Source organism: Methyloversatilis sp. (genome assembly GCF_030696805.1).
Taxonomy (GTDB): domain Bacteria; phylum Pseudomonadota; class Gammaproteobacteria; order Burkholderiales; family Rhodocyclaceae; genus Methyloversatilis.
Genome location: NZ_JAUYRO010000012.1, coordinates 95,466 through 111,116 on the forward strand (window position 1 = coordinate 95,466; position 15,651 = coordinate 111,116).

The 15,651-nt window shown below is 63.7% G+C and carries 18 protein-coding genes; 11 read left to right on the plus strand and 7 right to left on the minus strand.

The window, feature by feature from the left end:
• Nucleotides 1–9 precede the first annotated feature (9 nt).
• The 3 genes from Q8R75_RS01435 to Q8R75_RS01445 are packed head-to-tail and all read right to left on the minus strand — an operon-like array spanning nucleotide 10 to nucleotide 3,145.
• Entirely contained in the window at nucleotides 10–1,623 is a 1,614-nt protein-coding gene (locus tag Q8R75_RS01435) for a hypothetical protein (RefSeq protein ID WP_305613163.1), read from the minus strand.
• Nucleotides 1,623–2,837 carry an alanine racemase gene (locus Q8R75_RS01440; RefSeq protein ID WP_305613162.1) on the minus strand — a complete coding sequence of 405 codons (1,215 nt, stop codon included), beginning with the start codon at nucleotides 2,835–2,837 and terminating at the stop codon, nucleotides 1,623–1,625. The genes Q8R75_RS01435 and Q8R75_RS01440 overlap by 1 nt, the downstream gene beginning before the upstream one ends.
• On the minus strand, nucleotides 2,834–3,145 hold the full coding sequence (locus Q8R75_RS01445) for a metalloregulator ArsR/SmtB family transcription factor (RefSeq protein ID WP_305613161.1): 312 nt from the start codon (nucleotides 3,143–3,145) through the stop codon (nucleotides 2,834–2,836). The genes Q8R75_RS01440 and Q8R75_RS01445 overlap by 4 nt, the downstream gene beginning before the upstream one ends.
• A 273-nt stretch (nucleotides 3,146–3,418) precedes the next feature.
• On the opposite strand from Q8R75_RS01445, the gene Q8R75_RS01450 reads away from it, so the two are divergent.
• The 10 genes from Q8R75_RS01450 (at nucleotide 3,419) to glpD (ending at nucleotide 11,961) form a co-directional block, all read left to right on the plus strand.
• Nucleotides 3,419–3,769, plus strand: coding sequence for an ATP synthase subunit I (locus Q8R75_RS01450; protein WP_305613160.1), 351 nt, complete (start codon nucleotides 3,419–3,421; stop codon nucleotides 3,767–3,769).
• Nucleotide 3,770: 1 nt separating this feature from the next.
• Nucleotides 3,771–4,652: a F0F1 ATP synthase subunit A gene (atpB, locus tag Q8R75_RS01455; RefSeq protein WP_305613159.1), complete on the plus strand. Its 882-nt coding sequence runs from the start codon at nucleotides 3,771–3,773 to the stop codon at nucleotides 4,650–4,652.
• Nucleotides 4,653–4,707: 55 nt separating this feature from the next.
• On the plus strand, nucleotides 4,708–4,944 hold the full coding sequence (gene atpE / locus Q8R75_RS01460) for a F0F1 ATP synthase subunit C (protein ID WP_069038773.1): 237 nt from the start codon (nucleotides 4,708–4,710) through the stop codon (nucleotides 4,942–4,944).
• A 45-nt stretch (nucleotides 4,945–4,989) separates the two neighbouring features.
• On the plus strand, nucleotides 4,990–5,463 hold the full coding sequence (locus Q8R75_RS01465) for a F0F1 ATP synthase subunit B (RefSeq protein WP_069038772.1): 474 nt from the start codon (nucleotides 4,990–4,992) through the stop codon (nucleotides 5,461–5,463).
• Nucleotides 5,464–5,467: 4 nt separating this feature from the next.
• Nucleotides 5,468–6,004, plus strand: a complete 537-nt coding sequence (locus Q8R75_RS01470; protein ID WP_069038771.1) for a F0F1 ATP synthase subunit delta — start codon at nucleotides 5,468–5,470, stop codon at nucleotides 6,002–6,004.
• A 10-nt stretch (nucleotides 6,005–6,014) separates the two neighbouring features.
• On the plus strand, nucleotides 6,015–7,553 hold the full coding sequence (gene atpA / locus Q8R75_RS01475) for a F0F1 ATP synthase subunit alpha (RefSeq protein WP_305614690.1): 1,539 nt from the start codon (nucleotides 6,015–6,017) through the stop codon (nucleotides 7,551–7,553).
• A 21-nt stretch (nucleotides 7,554–7,574) separates the two neighbouring features.
• Nucleotides 7,575–8,444 (plus strand): F0F1 ATP synthase subunit gamma, encoded by an 870-nt coding sequence (atpG, locus tag Q8R75_RS01480; protein WP_305614689.1) that lies wholly within the window; start codon nucleotides 7,575–7,577, stop codon nucleotides 8,442–8,444.
• Nucleotides 8,445–8,479: 35 nt separating this feature from the next.
• Complete coding sequence (gene atpD, locus Q8R75_RS01485; protein ID WP_069038768.1) at nucleotides 8,480–9,883, plus strand: F0F1 ATP synthase subunit beta; 1,404 nt, start codon at nucleotides 8,480–8,482, stop codon at nucleotides 9,881–9,883.
• A 65-nt stretch (nucleotides 9,884–9,948) separates the two neighbouring features.
• Nucleotides 9,949–10,371: a F0F1 ATP synthase subunit epsilon gene (locus Q8R75_RS01490; protein WP_305615342.1), complete on the plus strand. Its 423-nt coding sequence runs from the start codon at nucleotides 9,949–9,951 to the stop codon at nucleotides 10,369–10,371.
• Between the two features lie 108 nt (nucleotides 10,372–10,479).
• Complete coding sequence (glpD, locus tag Q8R75_RS01495; RefSeq protein WP_305615344.1) at nucleotides 10,480–11,961, plus strand: glycerol-3-phosphate dehydrogenase; 1,482 nt, start codon at nucleotides 10,480–10,482, stop codon at nucleotides 11,959–11,961.
• Here the strand turns inward: glpD and Q8R75_RS01500 are convergent.
• The 4 genes from Q8R75_RS01500 to Q8R75_RS01515 all read right to left on the minus strand — a co-directional run bounded on the left by Q8R75_RS01500 (nucleotide 11,946) and on the right by Q8R75_RS01515 (nucleotide 14,769).
• Nucleotides 11,946–12,539, minus strand: a complete 594-nt coding sequence (locus Q8R75_RS01500) for a hypothetical protein (RefSeq protein ID WP_305615346.1) — start codon at nucleotides 12,537–12,539, stop codon at nucleotides 11,946–11,948. The two genes, glpD and Q8R75_RS01500, sit on opposite strands and share 16 nt — an antisense overlap.
• A gap of 6 nt (nucleotides 12,540–12,545) precedes the next feature.
• Nucleotides 12,546–13,436 (minus strand): TIM44-like domain-containing protein, encoded by an 891-nt coding sequence (locus Q8R75_RS01505; RefSeq protein WP_305615348.1) that lies wholly within the window; start codon nucleotides 13,434–13,436, stop codon nucleotides 12,546–12,548.
• Nucleotides 13,437–13,601: 165 nt separating this feature from the next.
• Entirely contained in the window at nucleotides 13,602–14,339 is a 738-nt protein-coding gene (gene ubiE, locus Q8R75_RS01510; RefSeq protein WP_305615350.1) for a bifunctional demethylmenaquinone methyltransferase/2-methoxy-6-polyprenyl-1,4-benzoquinol methylase UbiE, read from the minus strand.
• 7 nt (nucleotides 14,340–14,346) lie between these two features.
• Entirely contained in the window at nucleotides 14,347–14,769 is a 423-nt protein-coding gene (locus Q8R75_RS01515) for a DUF971 domain-containing protein (RefSeq protein ID WP_305615352.1), read from the minus strand.
• 156 nt (nucleotides 14,770–14,925) lie between these two features.
• Here Q8R75_RS01515 and phoB point away from each other — a divergent pair, with 156 nt between their 5' ends.
• Nucleotides 14,926–15,615 carry a phosphate regulon transcriptional regulator PhoB gene (phoB, locus tag Q8R75_RS01520; RefSeq protein WP_305615354.1) on the plus strand — a complete coding sequence of 230 codons (690 nt, stop codon included), beginning with the start codon at nucleotides 14,926–14,928 and terminating at the stop codon, nucleotides 15,613–15,615.
• Nucleotides 15,616–15,651: the final 36 nt, after the last annotated feature.

A 15,651-nucleotide genomic window follows, 5' to 3' on the forward strand; every position in this document is an offset into this window, starting at 1 on the left:
GGGCCCCGGTCAGCGGCGGAACAGCCGGCTCAGCAGCCACAGTGCGATCGCGCCCAGTGCCACCAGCCAGACGATGAGGGCACGGCGCGACGCGGGCAGCGGCTCCTTCGGTGCCGAGGCGTCGCGCAGTTCGTCGGGGAAGGGCCGCGGCGGCGCCGGCCGGACGATCCACTGGGATCGATCGGCCGGCACGCGCGCAGCATATTCAGCGTAGGACGTGACCGGCGCGCGGCCGAAGGCCCGCGACGACGGAATCTGCGGTACGTGGATGTACAGCAGCGCTTCGACGTCGTCGGCCAGCAGGCGCTCAAGACCGTGATCCGCCGCCTTGCCGGCAGTCAGCCTGCCGAGCAGGTCGCTCCCGGCGACGTTGAAGGCGACGAACGGAAACAGGCCGCTGCGTTCCGCGCTCATGTACTCGAAGGTCTGCAGGCCACTGGCCAGGCTCAGCTCCTTGACCGTCATGTAGGGCAGGCCGAACCAGGCTTCCAGCTTCGACGTTGGGCCCAGCTGCGGCACCGCCCAGCCGAGCGAACGCAGCGTGTCGAGACTGATGGCAGCGCAGTTGGCGGTGGCGTGGCGGTAGCTGAAATCGTGCCGGTAGAAGTGGCTGAACACGCGGTCCAGGCCTTCCTGCACTCGCGCGGCGGCGCGCGGGTCGCGCAGCACGGCGACCAGCACCGCGGAGGGCCGGTACCAGGCCTGACCGGCGTTGAGGTCGGTCAGGTAGGCGTCCATCGGCAGCGTGGCCGCCACAATGCCCTTCTCGCTCCACGCGTCGAGGTTGTAGAAATTGTTCACCAGCCAGTCGCTCCACTGGCCGCCCTCGCCGAGCATGCCGGTGGCAAGGGCGAAATGGCCCCCATGTGCTTCGTCGTCGTCACCCTGGGCGCCATTGAGCACCAGTGCAAGCACCGGCTTGCCGCCGGCCGCGCGCCCCGCGCCCGGCGTGCGTTCCCACAGCAGGCGTGTCGATGGCGGCTGGCGTGCCCCGCCTTCGTTGGCGCGCACCAGCACGGCCAGCGTTTCGCCGTCGCGCAGCGGTTCGACGCTCAGCGCCACGAGATCCATGTCGAAGCCGTGCGGCCAGATGGTGCGCGCCGTGAAGCCGCCGGTGGTCGTCTCGCCACGCATCGTCAGCGGCTGACCCTGCAGCCAGGCCACGCTGTCGGCGTTGAACCAGGACACGTTCGATGCCAGTTGTGGCACCAGCGAAAACGCAAGGCTCTCGCCGTCGCCGACCTCGAGCCGGGTACCGTCGGCAGTCAGGCGCGCGCCGGTCAGGATATGCGGCGCGCCGATCCAGATCAGCGGCGGGTGCGTCGCTTCGGCGCCTGCACCCTGTGCCCATGCGCGCACATCGTCCTGCGCAGTCAGTGCAGGATCGACACCGCTCGCCGGTGCCAACGGAACGGCGATCCATTCGTCCTGGAAATACCACAGTGCCTGCGGCGCTGCCGCGCATCCGTCGCAAACTCCCTTGACGGCGCGAAAACCGGTCGCGTCATGCAGACCGAGTCGTCCGCCGGACAAGGCGTCGGACAAGGCGTCGGACGCGGCCAGAGCAGGGTGCGCGAAAGTCATCATCAGACCCAGTGTAAGCAGGTGGCGCGCGGCGGGCATCACAGCACGATCTCCGCCGCCGGCGGATGACCGAGGAAATTCACCGGGCTGGCGCTGGCGCCGTAGGCGCCGGACTGGAACACCACGAGCAGATCGCCCGGCTGGGCGACTGGCAGCGTGATGTCGCGTGCCAGCACGTCGAAGGGCGCGCACAGCGGCCCGGCGATGCTGACGCATTCGGTCCCGGCGCACGGTACGGCCTGCAGCAGCGTCATCGGAAGATTGGCGGATTGCGCACGATCCGGCTGCAGGGTCGCGTGCAGGTGATGGTGGGCGCCACCGTCAGCCACCAGCCAGGTGCGCCCGCGCACCGTCTTGCGGTCAAGGATGCGACAAACATAGATGCCGGCTTCGCCGACCAGGTAGCGACCCGGTTCGAGCGCGATGCGCGCACCCGGATTCGCCGCCTTCAGCTGTGCGTCGATGAGATGCAGGTGTGCGGTGACCGAAGCCATGTCGAGCGGCGCCTCTTCCGCACTGGCCGGGATGCCGAAGCCGCCACCCAGATTGAGCCACTCCAGCTCCAGCCCGGCGTCATCGGATGCGCGCAGTGCGTCGGCCGTGCAGAACGCATGCAGCGCCATCACTGCGTCGGCGTCGAGCATGCGCGACGCGCAGTAATAGTGGAAGCCGGCGAATGTGAGTCGGTGGTCGCGCAACGCGCGCAGTGCCGCCGGAAGCTGGTCGCTGTCGATACCGAACACACCCGCTTCATTCATGCGTACATGCGTGCCTGTCACCGCAACATCCGGATTGACGCGCAGTGCAACCCGCGCCGGCAGGCCTTCGTGTGCCGCGATGCGCGCTATGCGACCGATCTCGCCGATCGATTCTGCGCACAGGCGCACACCATGGCGCACCGCAAGCGTGAGGTCCGCAGCGCTTTTGCCCGGTCCGGTGAATCCCAGCCGCGCACCGTCGAACCCGGCCGCCAGCGCGCGCCGGATTTCTTCGCCGGAGCTGACGTCGGCGCCATCCAGCCGTGGCTCGAGTCGGTGCAGCAACGCCGGCAGCGGATTGGCTTTCACCGCATAACAGAGCAATGTGTCGGCGGGCAGTTGCGCGCGCAGCGCGTCGATGCGCCATTCGATCGCCGCCGCGTCATAGGCGAAGAACGGTGTGCAGCCGATGCGACCGGCGAGCGCGGAAACATCGAGCACGGCGAACGCCGGGGCGGTCGATTTTGGATGGCAGAACGTACTGGCGGTGTTCATCGGTGATCTTCCAGATAGTCGATCACGCTCTGCAGGTGGCCGATCAATGTTGTCGCACAGAGCCGGAAATGAATTTCGCGACCGTGTCGCGACCGCTCAAGTATGCCGGCGTCGCACAGCAGCTTAAGATGATGCGACACGGTCGTCCGGCTCAACGTCGACGCCCGGGCGATGTCGCTGGCGTTCAGCTGAGCGCCCGGCTCGAACAGCAGCAGGATGCGCTGGCGTTCTTCATCGCCCAGCGCCGCAAAGACCTGCGACAGGTGCAGCCACTCCGGCGGGATGTCCGATCGGTACGTGCTTTTCATGTCGAAAAATATCGACTAATTGACGCCCCTCGTCAACCCCTGTACGTGTTGCAGCGCAACCGGGATGCCGTACGGCCACCTTCAATCTGCGCTTCGCTTGAATTGACCCGTCTTGTAAGCTCATGTATCATCGCGGACTTTGTGTGTGGCGCATAAGTTCCATGTGTGCCGCTGCAATGCAGTTGGGGATGTCGCGCAAGCGACGCTGACGTAGTAAATCGGACAGGTTCGCGCAGTGGGCCGGAAAGTCGCTGTGGAATGGAAAGAGCAGGCATGCTGAAGGCCGTCATGCTGCAGCTTTCGCTGATCCTGGTCACTACTGGTTGTGCGCTGTTGTTCGGCGGGGCGCTTGCGGGGTTGTCGGTGCTGCTGGGCGGATTGAGCTACGCGATCCCGTCACTGCTGTTCGCCCTCAGGTTGAACCGGCTGACAAAAGTTGCTTCAGCGTCCGGCAACGCATATCCGCTCGAATTCTTCTTCGGCGAGGCGATCAAGATCCTCTCGACGATTGGACTGCTGGCGTTGAGCCTTTACCTCGTGCCGGACCTCATGTGGGGCTGGTTTGTCGGAGGTCTGGCTGTCGCACTGCAGGCTGGTTTTTTTGCTTTCTTGCTCAAACACTGACATGGCATCCGGAACCGAACTGACGCACGCCGCTCCCACCGCGGGCGAATACATCGCCCACCACCTTACGTTTCTGAACAACTCCGGCGAAATGCAGGCCAACCTGATTGATTTCGGGTTGTATAACGTCGATACGCTGTTCTATTCGATCGTGCTCGGTCTGCTGACGGTGTTCCTGTTGCACCGCGCCGCAGCCAAGGCCACGTCAGGTGTTCCGGGCCGCTTCCAGGCCGCTGTCGAAATCCTTGTTGAAATGGTTGCCGATCAGGCCAAGGGCATGATCCACAGTGAAGAGTCGCGCCGCTTCGTGGCGCCGCTCGCGCTGACCGTGTTCATCTGGATATTCTTCATGAACGCGATGGACCTGCTGCCGGTCGATCTGCTGCCGCGCATCTGGGAAGGCGTCTATGCCGCTGCGGGCCACGATCCGCACCATGCCTACATGCGCGTCGTGCCGACCGCCGACATCAATGCAACGATGGGCATGTCGATTGCCGTGTTGCTTCTGTGCCTGTACTACAACGTAAAGATCAAGGGTGCCGGTGGTTGGTTCCACGAACTGATTTCGGCACCGTTCGGCAACCACATCCTGCTGGCGCCGTTCAACTTCGCGATGAACGTCATCGAATTCCTCGCAAAGACCGTCTCGCACGGCATGCGGCTGTTCGGCAACATGTTTGCAGGCGAACTCATTTTCATGCTGATCGCGCTGATGGGTGGCGCATGGACCGGCATGAACGCACCGAGCATCCTGCTCGCAGCCGGCCATTTCGTTGCCGGCCTGTCCTGGGCGATCTTTCACATCCTGGTGATCACGCTGCAGGCATTCATTTTCATGATGCTGACGCTGGTGTACATCGGCCAGGCGCATGACGGTCACTGATTTGCAGTTCATCAGGTTGTCGTAGTTTTTTAATTTTTATCATTAAGGAGTTGTTATGGAACTGGGATTCGTTGCTATCGCCTGCGGTCTGATCATCGGCCTCGGCGCTCTGGGTGCTTGTATCGGTATCGCACTGATGGGTGGCAAGTACCTCGAAGCATCGGCACGCCAGCCCGAGCTGATGAACGCGCTGCAGGTCAAGATGTTCCTGCTGGCCGGCCTGATCGACGCTGCGTTCATTATCGGTCTCGGTATTGCGCTCTGGTTCGCCACGTCGACCTTCCTGAAGTAAGACAGGCAACCGCCCCAACACCGACTCATTGAAGGGAAAGTTGCCGTGAATCTGAACGCAACGCTCATCATCCAGCTCGTGGTGTTCCTGTCGTTCGTGTGGTTTACGAAGAATTTCGTATGGCCGCCCATCGTCAAGGCACTCGACGAGCGTGCGAAGAAGGTCGCTGACGGACTGGCTGCTGCGGACAAGGCGAAGGCCGATCTGGCCAATGCCGAGAAGCGCTCGATGGAAGAGCTGCGCTCCGCGCGCGAATCCGCCGCCGAGCTCCGCGCAGGCGCTGAAAAGCAGGCCGGCAAGCTGGTCGAGGATGCCCGCGCGGAAGCCAATCGCATCATCGCCGCCGCCCGCGAAGCCGCGACCACCGAAGCCGGTGCCGCTGCCCAGAAGGCCAAGGACGCATTGCGCGATCAGGTGGCAGCGCTTGCCGTCGCGGGTGCCGAACGCATCCTGCGTCGCGAAATCAACGCTCAAACCCACGCCGATCTGCTCTCCAACCTGAAACAGGAATTGAGCTGACACCATGGCAGAGAACGTCACCATCGCGCGACCGTACGCTGAAGCCGCTTTCCAGCTCGCCAGGGAAGCCGGTGCGCTGTCTGCCTGGGCCGATGCGCTGGGCTGCATGGCGGCCGCAGCGTCCGACCCGGCCGTTCGCCAGCTGTTGTCCGATCCCACACGCACGTCCGTGGATCGCGGCTTCCTGTTTCTCGCCGCAGTTCCGGGCGAGCTGACCGACGAGCACCGCAGCTTCGTGCGCGTACTGGCCCAGAACAACAGGCTGTCGCTGCTGCCCGAGGTGTGCGAGCAGTTTGTCAGCCTGAAGAACGATCACGAGCTCAATGCCGTGGCCTACGTCAGTTCGGCCTTTCCGATGGACGACGCCACCGTGGCGCGTCTGCTGGCCGACCTGGAACCGCGTTTCGGCCGTCGCCTCGAGGCGCGGGTGAGCATCGATCCGGAATTGATCGGCGGTGTGAAGGTTGCGGTCGGTGACGAAGTGATCGACGCCTCGGTCCGCGGCAAGCTTGCCGCCATGGCCACTGCGCTACAGAACTAGGAGTTTTTTGATGAACCTCAATCCGTCTGAAATCAGCGACCTGATCAAGAGCCGGATCCAGAACCTGCACCTGACCGCGCAGGCGCGTACCGAAGGCACCGTGGTTTCGGTGACCGATGGCATCGTGCGCGTGCATGGCCTGGATGATGTGCAGCAGGGTGAAATGCTGGAATTCGAAGGCAACACGTTCGGTCTCGCACTGAACCTCGAGCGCGACTCCGTCGGCGCCGTGGTGCTCGGTGACTACGAACATATTTCCGAAGGCCAGACCGTCAAGTGCACGGGTCGCATTCTGGAAGTGCCGGTCGGTCCGGAGCTGATCGGCCGCGTGGTCAATTCGCTCGGTCAGCCGATCGACGGCAAGGGCGCAATCGACGCCAAGATGACCGACAAGGTCGAAAAGGTCGCCCCGGGCGTCATCGCTCGTCAATCGGTGTCGCAGCCGGTGCAGACCGGCCTGAAGTCGATCGACTCGATGGTGCCGGTCGGCCGCGGCCAGCGCGAGCTGATCATCGGCGACCGCCAGACCGGCAAGACCGCGGTTGCGATCGACGCCATCATCAACCAGAAGGGTCAGAACATGACCTGCATCTACGTGGCGGTCGGCCAGAAGGCCTCGACCATCGCCAACGTGGTGCGCAAGCTGGAAGAGTACGGCGCGATGGCCTACACCATCGTCGTCGCGGCAACAGCATCCGACTCCGCTGCGATGCAGTTCCTCGCACCGTATGCCGGTTGCACGATGGGCGAATACTTCCGCGATCGCGGCGAAGATGCGCTGATCGTCTATGACGACTTGTCGAAGCAAGCTGTCGCCTACCGTCAGATCTCGCTGCTGCTGCGCCGTCCGCCGGGCCGCGAAGCTTACCCGGGCGACGTGTTCTACCTGCACAGCCGTCTGCTGGAGCGCGCCGCACGCGTGAATCCGGAATTCGTCGAAAAGTTCACCAACGGCGAAGTGAAGGGCAAGACCGGTTCGCTGACCGCGCTGCCGATCATCGAAACGCAGGCCGGCGACGTGTCCGCCTTCGTTCCGACCAACGTGATTTCGATTACCGACGGCCAGATCTTCCTGGAAACCGACCTGTTCAACGCCGGTATCCGCCCCGCCATCAACGCGGGCGTGTCGGTGTCGCGAGTCGGTGGTGCAGCGCAGACCAAGATCATCAAGAAGCTGGGTGGCGGTGTGCGTCTGGCACTCGCCCAGTACCGCGAACTGGCTGCCTTCGCGCAGTTTGCATCCGACCTCGACGAAGCGACCCGCAAGCAGCTCGAGCGTGGTCGCCGTGTGATGGAACTGATGAAGCAGCCGCAATACTCGCCGCTGTCCGTCGCGCAGATGGGTGTATCGCTGTACGCCGCCAACAACGGCTACTTCGACGACGTCGATGTGCCGCGTGTGCTCGCTTTTGAATCGGCCCTGCATCAATACCTGCAGCAGAAGACCCCGGATCTGATGAACAAGATCGAGTCCACCAAGGACCTCGACGGTGAATCGGAAAAGGCGCTCGCTGCCGCGGTGGCCGAGTTCAAGAAGAGCTGGGCGTAAGCGCGCGGACCGGAGATAACCATGGCCAGCGGAAAAGAAATCCGTACCAAGATCAAGAGCGTGCAAAACACGAAGAAGATCACCAAGGCGATGGAGATGGTGGCTGCATCCAAGATGCGCAAGGCGCAGGACAGGATGCGGGCTGCCCGCCCCTACGCCGACACGATCCGTCGTCTTGCCGCCAATCTGTCCGCCGCCACCGCCAGCGAGTACAAGCACCCGTTCCTTGCGACCGTCGGTCAGATCAAGCGCGTCGGCGTCATCGTCGTCACGACCGACAAGGGTCTGTGCGGCGGCATGAACACCAATGTGCTGCGCCTCGCCCTGAATTCGATGAAGGAATGGGAAGCGAAGGGCGCGACCGAAATCCGCGTTGCCGCCATCGGCAACAAGGGTCTGGGTTTCATGCAGCGCATGGGCGCCAAGGTGGTGTCGCAGGCAACGCAGCTGGGCGACACGCCGCACCTGGAAAAGCTGATCGGCACCGTCAAGGTGATGATCGATGCCTTCCAGGCCGGCGAGCTCGACGCGGTGTATATGTCCTTCACCCGCTTCATCAACACGATGAAGCAGGAGCCCGTGATGGAGCAGCTGCTGCCGCTGACCGGTGATCGCCTCGGTACGCCGCAGGGCACGTGGGATTACCTGTACGAGCCGGACCCGCAGGTGGTGATCGATGAGTTGCTCGTCCGTTACGTCGAAGCGCTGGTGTATCAGTCAGTCGCCGAGAACATGGCGTCCGAACAAAGCGCGCGCATGGTGGCCATGAAGGCGGCCTCCGACAATGCGGGCAATGTCATCGGCGAATTGCAGCTGGTCTATAACAAGACCCGCCAGGCGGCGATCACGAAGGAGCTGTCCGAAATCGTCGGCGGCGCCGCTGCAGTCTGATCGCGCACAATGATTTTTTGTATTGGGGATAGACGATGAATACCGGAAACATCGTTCAGTGTATTGGCGCAGTCGTGGACATCCAGTTCCCGCGCGATTCGATACCGAAAGTGTTTGAAGCTCTGACACTCGACGAAGCAGATGGCACGCACACCGCTGAAGCGGGTTTGACGTTCGAAGTCCAGCAGCAGTTGGGCGACGGCGTGGTTCGCACGATTGCGCTGGGTTCCAGCGACGGTCTGCGCCGCGGCATGAAGGTGGCAAATACGGGCGCGCCGATCAGCGTGCCGGTTGGCAGCGCTACGCTGGGCCGCATCATGGACGTGCTGGGTCGCCCGATCGACGAAGCCGGCCCGATTCCGACGGACGAGCGCCGCTCGATCCACCAGAAAGCGCCGAAGTTCGACGAGTTGAGCCCGTCGGTTGACCTGCTGCCCACGGGCATCAAGGTGATCGACCTGATCTGCCCGTTTGCCAAGGGCGGCAAGGTGGGGCTGTTCGGTGGCGCTGGCGTCGGCAAGACCGTGAACATGATGGAACTGATCAACAACATCGCGAAGTCGTACGGCGGCTTCTCGGTGTTTGCCGGTGTGGGCGAGCGGACCCGCGAAGGCAACGACTTCTACCACGAGATGGAAGAGTCGAAGGTTCTGGACAAGGTCGCGATGGTGTTCGGCCAGATGAACGAGCCGCCGGGCAACCGTCTTCGTGTGGCGCTGACCGGCCTGACCATGGCCGAGAAGTTCCGCGACGAAGGCCGCGACATCCTGTTCTTCGTGGACAACATCTACCGCTACACACTGGCCGGTACCGAAGTGTCCGCGCTGCTGGGTCGCATGCCGTCCGCCGTGGGCTACCAGCCGACGCTGGCCGACGAAATGGGCCGCCTGCAGGAACGCATCACTTCGACCAAGGTGGGCTCGATCACGTCGATCCAGGCCGTGTATGTGCCTGCGGATGACTTGACCGATCCGTCGCCTGCGACCACCTTCCAGCATCTGGACGCAACCGTCGTGCTGTCGCGTGACATCGCTTCGCTGGGTATCTACCCGGCGGTCGATCCGCTCGACTCGACCTCGCGCCAGCTCGACCCGCTGGTCGTCGGCGAAGAGCATTACAACTGCGCCCGCAAGGTGCAGATGACGCTGCAGCGCTACAAGGAACTGCGCGACATCATCGCCATTCTGGGCATGGATGAACTGTCGCCGGAAGACAAGCTGGCCGTGTCCCGTGCGCGCAAGATCCAGCGTTTCCTGTCGCAGCCGTTCAACGTGGCCGAAGTCTTCACCGGTTCGCCGGGCAAGATCGTTCCGCTGGCCGACACGATCAAGGGCTTCAACATGATCGTCAATGGCGAATGCGACCACCTGCCGGAACAGGCCTTCTACATGGTCGGCGGCATCGAGGAAGCGTTCGAAAAGGCGAAAACCCTGCAGTAATGCACCGGCGTGTGCGGTGACGGGTTAGCCCGCTGCCGCACACGGGCAGCATTCACGGAGTACTTATGTCCAAGACCGTACATGTCGACGTGGTCAGCGCGGAAGAGAAGATTTTCTCCGGGCTGGCGGAATTCGTCGTGTTGCCGGGCGAAAGCGGCGAACTGGGTATCCTGCCCGGCCACACGCCGCTGATCACGCGCATCCGCCCGGGCGAAGTGCGCATCAAGTTGCCGAACCAGGACGCCGAAGAATTCGTGTTCGTGGCCGGTGGCATGCTCGAAGTACAGCCGGGTCTGGTGACCGTGCTGGCGGACACCGCGATCCGCGGCGCTGATCTCGATGAAGCGAAGGCGCTTGACGCGAAGCGCCAAGCCGAAGAGGCGCTGTCGAACCGCAACGCCTCGATGGATTACGCAGCCGCCCAGGCGGAACTCGCATCCGCCGTGGCCCAGTTGGCGGCGATCCAGAAGCTGCGCAAACGCCACTGAGCGTTTTGCAGCGCAAGACAAGGGAAAGGGCAGACTTCGGTCTGCCTTTTTCGTTTCAGGCAGCCATTCGTGTCAAGCAAACATGCGTTCCAGCGCAGAATGCTGACCATGGCTTCGCCTTCGCATGATCTGCTGATCGTCGGTGCCGGCATCAATGGAGCCGGGATTGCGCGCGACGCCGCGTTGCGGGGCTTGTCTGTCGTTGTCTGCGACCGCGGCGACATCGCCGGTGCGACCTCTTCGGCGTCGACGAAGCTGATCCACGGAGGCATCCGCTATCTGGAACACGCTGCGTTCGGGCTGGTGCGCGAATCCCTGCGCGAGCGCGAGGTTCTCGGGCGCATCGCTGCCCACCTCGTGCGGCCGCAGCGTTTCGTCGTGCCGCACACCGGTGAGCGGCCGGCCTGGATGCTGGCGCTCGGTCTGAGCTTGTATGACCTGCTTGCCGGCCGTCACAGTCTGCCGGCATCGCAACGTTTGCCGCCGGACTTTCCGTTGCTGCGTGAGCTTGATCCGCCGGTCACCGGCGCCCACGCTTACTTCGACCTATGGGTGGACGACGCCCGCCTGACGCTGACCAATCTGATGGATGCGCACGCGCATGGCGCGGAGGTGCTGCCCCGGCATGAGTTGGTCGCCGTCAGCGCCGACCCGACATCGGGCTGGCGCTGTGAGCTGTCCGGGCGCGCCGGGAGGCGCGCAATTCACGCGCGTTGCGTGGCCAATGTCGCCGGACCATGGGTAGGCGAAGTAGAGCAGTTGCGGGGTGTGCCATCACCGCCATTGAGACTGGTGCAGGGCACCCACATTCTGCTGCCCCGGCTGCATGCCGGAGACGACGCGTGGTTGCTACAGCAGCCCGATCGGCGCGTCGTGTTCGTCATCCCGTGGGACGCGCATTCGCATCTGGTCGGCACGACCGAAACGGAACTGGCTTCGCCGTCCGGATCGGGTGCTACCGACGTTGAATTCGAGTACTTGCTGTCGGCAGTGCAGCGCGCTTTTGGCCGTCGTCTGCACACCGAAGACATCGAGTGGGCGTTCAGCGGCATGAGACCGTTGATCGGTGGTGATGGGAAGGATGCGCGCACGGCAAGCCGCGAATATCGACTGTCGCTTGAGGCAACGGACCGTCGGCGGGCCTGGCTCACCGTACAGGGCGGAAAGCTCACGACCTACAGGCGACTTGCCGAGAGTGCAGTCGATCTGCTGATCGGCCCGCTCAGCGGTACTACCCGTTCATCGACCGCGGACCAATTCCTGCCCGGTTCAGGCCCCGCGGGTTCCGCAGCGCTCGCCAGCCTGCACGGGAAGGCTGGCGTCGTCCCGAAGGGATGGATTGACGCGCTGTGGCATCGCCACGGCACCCTGACTGGGCAGTTGATCGACGATCACGCCAGTGGGGCAGACGGCGCCGGCCGTGATTTCGGTGGTGGCCTGTTCGAGGCGGAGGCGCGCTGGTGCGCCGAAAATGAATGGGCGACGGAGGCTGATGACGTGATGTGGCGTCGCACGCGATGCGGCGTGCGGATGACGCCCGCACAGCGGGCTGCATTCACCGGGTGGTGGAGCGCTCAGCCTTTTGGCTGAGCCCGGCGTTCGAGCAGCTCGATCCGCTTCTGCAGACGGGAGTAATCGTCCCGCAAGGTATCCACACCCGACGCGAACGCAGCGGACGCCGCGGGCCGGATCAGCATCTGCGCCTCGTCAGCGACGTATTCCGAACCGGCACTCGCAAATCGCTTCGCCAGATCACTGCCGGAGGACAACAGCGCGCGCGCACTGCCCACCATGCGCTCGGCCGCCACATCGCCGACCACGCGGCTGAGATCTTCGGCGGTGTCCCAGCGGAGCGAACGCAGCACCTGTCCGAGGGTTTCGGCCAACGCAGCGTCTCCGTCGATGCGCGCTTCGCGCAGCACGCCTTCACCCTGGTGCGGCAGGCGCAGCAGCGCATCGGCCGGCAGACGCAGCGTGACGGAAGGGTGGATCTGAGCAGATTCGGCCAGCCTGCCGTCCGCTTCGATCGCAAACGCCACACTGACTTCACCGATCGCAAGCCGTGCATGGCGACCGGCATGCGCGGAAAGCCTTTCCTGCGCGCCCGGCGTCTGGGCAAGCAGGTGATTGAGCACCTTCAGTGCGGTCGCAGCGAGCAAGGCGCTCATCCCCGCTTATTCCATCTGCTGGATGCCGGCAATGAGCCAGCCACGGTCGCCCGACACGGGCTTCGACAGGTGCCACACCTCATCGAACGACTCCGGCGACGCATCAGCCTGTTCGCGGATCAGACCGTAGAAGCGCACGCTGGCGACGTACTGTGTGTCTTCGGTGGTGACATCGAGCAGCACGGCTTCAACCTGGACCACATCGGTGGATTGTGGCTCGTTGCCGCGCTCCTGGATCTGCATGCGGATTTCAGCGAATACTTCCGGCGTCGTGAAGCTGCGGATGTCCTCCACGTCACCGGCATCGTTCGCCGCCTGAAGGCGCACGAAGTTCAGCTTGGCCTGACGCAGAAAGCCAGCCACGTCGAAATCAGCCGGGATGTGCGCTGGCGCGGTTGTCGCTGCGGCGGAGCCACCGGCAGCGGGCGCGTCAAAGGGCTGAACCTGGGGCGGCGCGTAAGCCGGACGACCGGCGGCGGCAGCCGCGTACTGCATGCCCGCCTGCGGAGCCGGCGACTTGCGGCGTGCAAACACGCGCCACAGCACCAGCGCGCCGACGACCAACAGCGCGATCATCATGAAGGATGCGAGTTCTTCACCGAATCCGAGGTGCGAAGCCAACGCGGCCAGGCCGATGCCGGCGGCCAGACCGGCCAGCGGACCCATCCACGAACGCTTCGCCGGTTGCGCGGCTGCGCCGGCTGCTGCTGCGCCCGACTGTTGCGTAGCCGACGACGTGTTCTGTGCCGGCGCCGGCGTGGCGTCGCGCTTCATCACAGACGAATCGCGCTGCGATCCGAACGACTTGCTGCCACCGAGCCGCTTGGCTTCGGCTTCGTAGGTCATGCCGCCGAAACTGACGACGGTGGCAAAAAGCATCAGCAGGAACTTCTTCATTCTGTTGTCTCCTCGGGTAAGGCGGAAAAACGAGGTCAGTGACGAAGCCAGTCCGGCTTCGGATTCACTGCCTGATTCACCGCCTGAAAAATTAGCACACTAATGGACCGCGAGCTACGCGGAAGGTTCGCTTCTTTCTCGTCGGATTGCCAGGGCTGCAGGCGTTCAGAGCTTGAAGCCGCGGTGCAGTGCGACCACACCGGCACTCAGGTTGAAGTACTCAACCCGACCGAGGCCGGCGTCGCGCATCATTCCGGCCAGCGTGTCCTGGTCGGGGTGCATGCGGATCGACTCGGCCAGATAGCGATAGCTGGCTTCGTCCTTCGCCACTTGACGGCCCAGCCAGGGCAGCACCTTGAATGAGTACAGGTCGTAGGCCTTCTCCAGCGGTTTGGCGATGCGCGAAAATTCCAGCACCAGCGAGCGGCCGCCCGGCTTGAGTACGCGCCGGAACTCGGCCAGCGCGCGGTCCTTGTGCGTCATGTTGCGCAGACCGAAAGCGACCGTGACGCAATCGAAGTAATTGTCCGGGAAGGGCAGCTTTTCGGCGTCGCACAGCAGGCTGGGCAGCAATAGTCCGGCATTGGTCAGCCGGTCACGGCCTTCGCGCAGCATGTCCGGATTGATGTCGGTGTGCCACACCTCGCCGGTTTCGCCGGCACGCTTGGCATGCGCAATGGTCAGGTCGCCGGTGCCGGCTGCCACGTCAAGCACGCGCTGCCCCTGACGCACGCCGGCCATCTGGATCGCGAAAGCTTTCCAGCCGCGGTGCAGGCCGCCGGACATCAGGTCGTTCATGATGTCGTAACGCCGGGCGACCGACGAAAACACGCTCGACACACGCTTCGCCTTCGCCGCCTCGGCGACGCGCTCGAATCCGAAATCGGTGGAGGGTTCGCTCATGCTTTGCTCAATGGGAGTGGCCGCAGCCACCCTTGGCTGCAGGCGGCGGCGTCAGTGCAGGATCGCGGCTGGCGCCGGCGGCATCAAGGCGGGCCAGATAATCGGACCACAGCGCTTGCTGGTTCTCGCCCAGCAAGTACAGATAGTCCCAGGAGTAGATACCGCTGTCGTGTCCGTCGGAAAAAACCGGCTTCACCGCATACGAGCCGACCGGCTCGACGCGCGCGATGTCGATGTCGCGTTTGCCGACCTGCAGCGTTTCCTGGCCCGGTCCGTGGCCGCGTACCTCGGCCGAAGGCGAGCACACGCGGAGGAATTCGAAACTGAAGCTGAAGTGCTGCCCGTTGTCGAAACTGACGTCCATCAACTTCGATTTCTGCTGCACCTTGATTTCGGTGGGAATCGGGGTGTCCTTGTCGAGACCGGCCATGATTTTCTGCATTGGATACGAAGAATGTCGATGATACCGCGCGCCGCGCGCACTGCCGTCGTGGACGCGCATACAGCAGTCGGATGCTGTCACTAAATCGTCATCGTACTGAAATAGACTCCGCAACGATCCATCACCGGAACGACCCTCATCGTCATGGCCCGCATACTCGTTGTCGAGGACGAACCGTCCATTCAGGAACTGATCAGCGTGACCCTCACGCGCACCGGCCACGATCCGCTGCGCGCGCTCGACGCCGAAACCGCGCTGCGCCTGATGCAGGCCGAATTGCCCGATCTGGTGCTGCTCGACTGGATGTTGCCCGGGCAAAGCGGCATTGATCTTGCGCGCAGGTTGCGCAGCGATGAACGTACGCGCGGCGTGCCCATCATCATGCTGACCGCGCGCGGCGACGAACAGTCCAAGGTGACCGGGCTGGAAACCGGCGCCGACGACTATGTCACCAAGCCTTTTTCGCCACGCGAGCTGGCGGCGCGAATCAAGGCGGTGCTGCGCCGACAGAAGCCGCAGGCCACCGAAGATCCGGTAGAGATCGAAGGCCTGCGCCTCGACCCGGCGACTCATCGCGTCACCGCCCGCGGCGCAGCCGTCATGCTGGGCCCGACCGAATTCCGCCTGCTGCATTTTTTCATGACGCACGCCGAGCGGGTGCATTCGCGCGCCCAGCTGCTCGACAGCGTGTGGGGCGATCACGTATTCGTCGAGGAGCGGACCGTGGATGTGCATATCCGTCGCCTGCGCAGCGTGCTCGAAGCGAGCGGCCACGACACACTGATCCAGACCGTGCGCGGCAGTGGCTACAGACTGTCCTGCCAGAAGGAATAGCGCGCGATAATCCGCGAATGAACGGATCGTTCCGCC

Bases quoted from the DNA above. Each gene is read 5' to 3' on its own strand.
- Q8R75_RS01435 (WP_305613163.1), bottom strand. From the start codon at position 1,623: ATGCCCGCCGCGCGCCACCTGCTTACACTGGGTCTGATGATGACTTTC.
- glpD (WP_305615344.1), top strand. From the start codon at position 10,480: ATGGCTTCGCCTTCGCATGATCTGCTGATCGTCGGTGCCGGCATCAAT.
- Q8R75_RS01445 (WP_305613161.1), bottom strand. From the start codon at position 3,145: ATGAAAAGCACGTACCGATCGGACATCCCGCCGGAGTGGCTGCACCTG.
- Q8R75_RS01515 (WP_305615352.1), bottom strand. From the start codon at position 14,769: ATGGCCGGTCTCGACAAGGACACCCCGATTCCCACCGAAATCAAGGTG.
- Q8R75_RS01440 (WP_305613162.1), bottom strand. From the start codon at position 2,837: ATGAACACCGCCAGTACGTTCTGCCATCCAAAATCGACCGCCCCGGCG.
- Q8R75_RS01500 (WP_305615346.1), bottom strand. From the start codon at position 12,539: ATGAGCGCCTTGCTCGCTGCGACCGCACTGAAGGTGCTCAATCACCTG.
- atpG (WP_305614689.1), top strand. From the start codon at position 7,575: ATGGCCAGCGGAAAAGAAATCCGTACCAAGATCAAGAGCGTGCAAAAC.
- atpD (WP_069038768.1), top strand. From the start codon at position 8,480: ATGAATACCGGAAACATCGTTCAGTGTATTGGCGCAGTCGTGGACATC.
- Q8R75_RS01505 (WP_305615348.1), bottom strand. From the start codon at position 13,436: ATGAAGAAGTTCCTGCTGATGCTTTTTGCCACCGTCGTCAGTTTCGGC.
- atpE (WP_069038773.1), top strand. From the start codon at position 4,708: ATGGAACTGGGATTCGTTGCTATCGCCTGCGGTCTGATCATCGGCCTC.
- Q8R75_RS01490 (WP_305615342.1), top strand. From the start codon at position 9,949: ATGTCCAAGACCGTACATGTCGACGTGGTCAGCGCGGAAGAGAAGATT.
- ubiE (WP_305615350.1), bottom strand. From the start codon at position 14,339: ATGAGCGAACCCTCCACCGATTTCGGATTCGAGCGCGTCGCCGAGGCG.
- atpA (WP_305614690.1), top strand. From the start codon at position 6,015: ATGAACCTCAATCCGTCTGAAATCAGCGACCTGATCAAGAGCCGGATC.
- phoB (WP_305615354.1), top strand. From the start codon at position 14,926: ATGGCCCGCATACTCGTTGTCGAGGACGAACCGTCCATTCAGGAACTG.
- atpB (WP_305613159.1), top strand. From the start codon at position 3,771: ATGGCATCCGGAACCGAACTGACGCACGCCGCTCCCACCGCGGGCGAA.
- Q8R75_RS01470 (WP_069038771.1), top strand. From the start codon at position 5,468: ATGGCAGAGAACGTCACCATCGCGCGACCGTACGCTGAAGCCGCTTTC.
- Q8R75_RS01450 (WP_305613160.1), top strand. From the start codon at position 3,419: ATGCTGAAGGCCGTCATGCTGCAGCTTTCGCTGATCCTGGTCACTACT.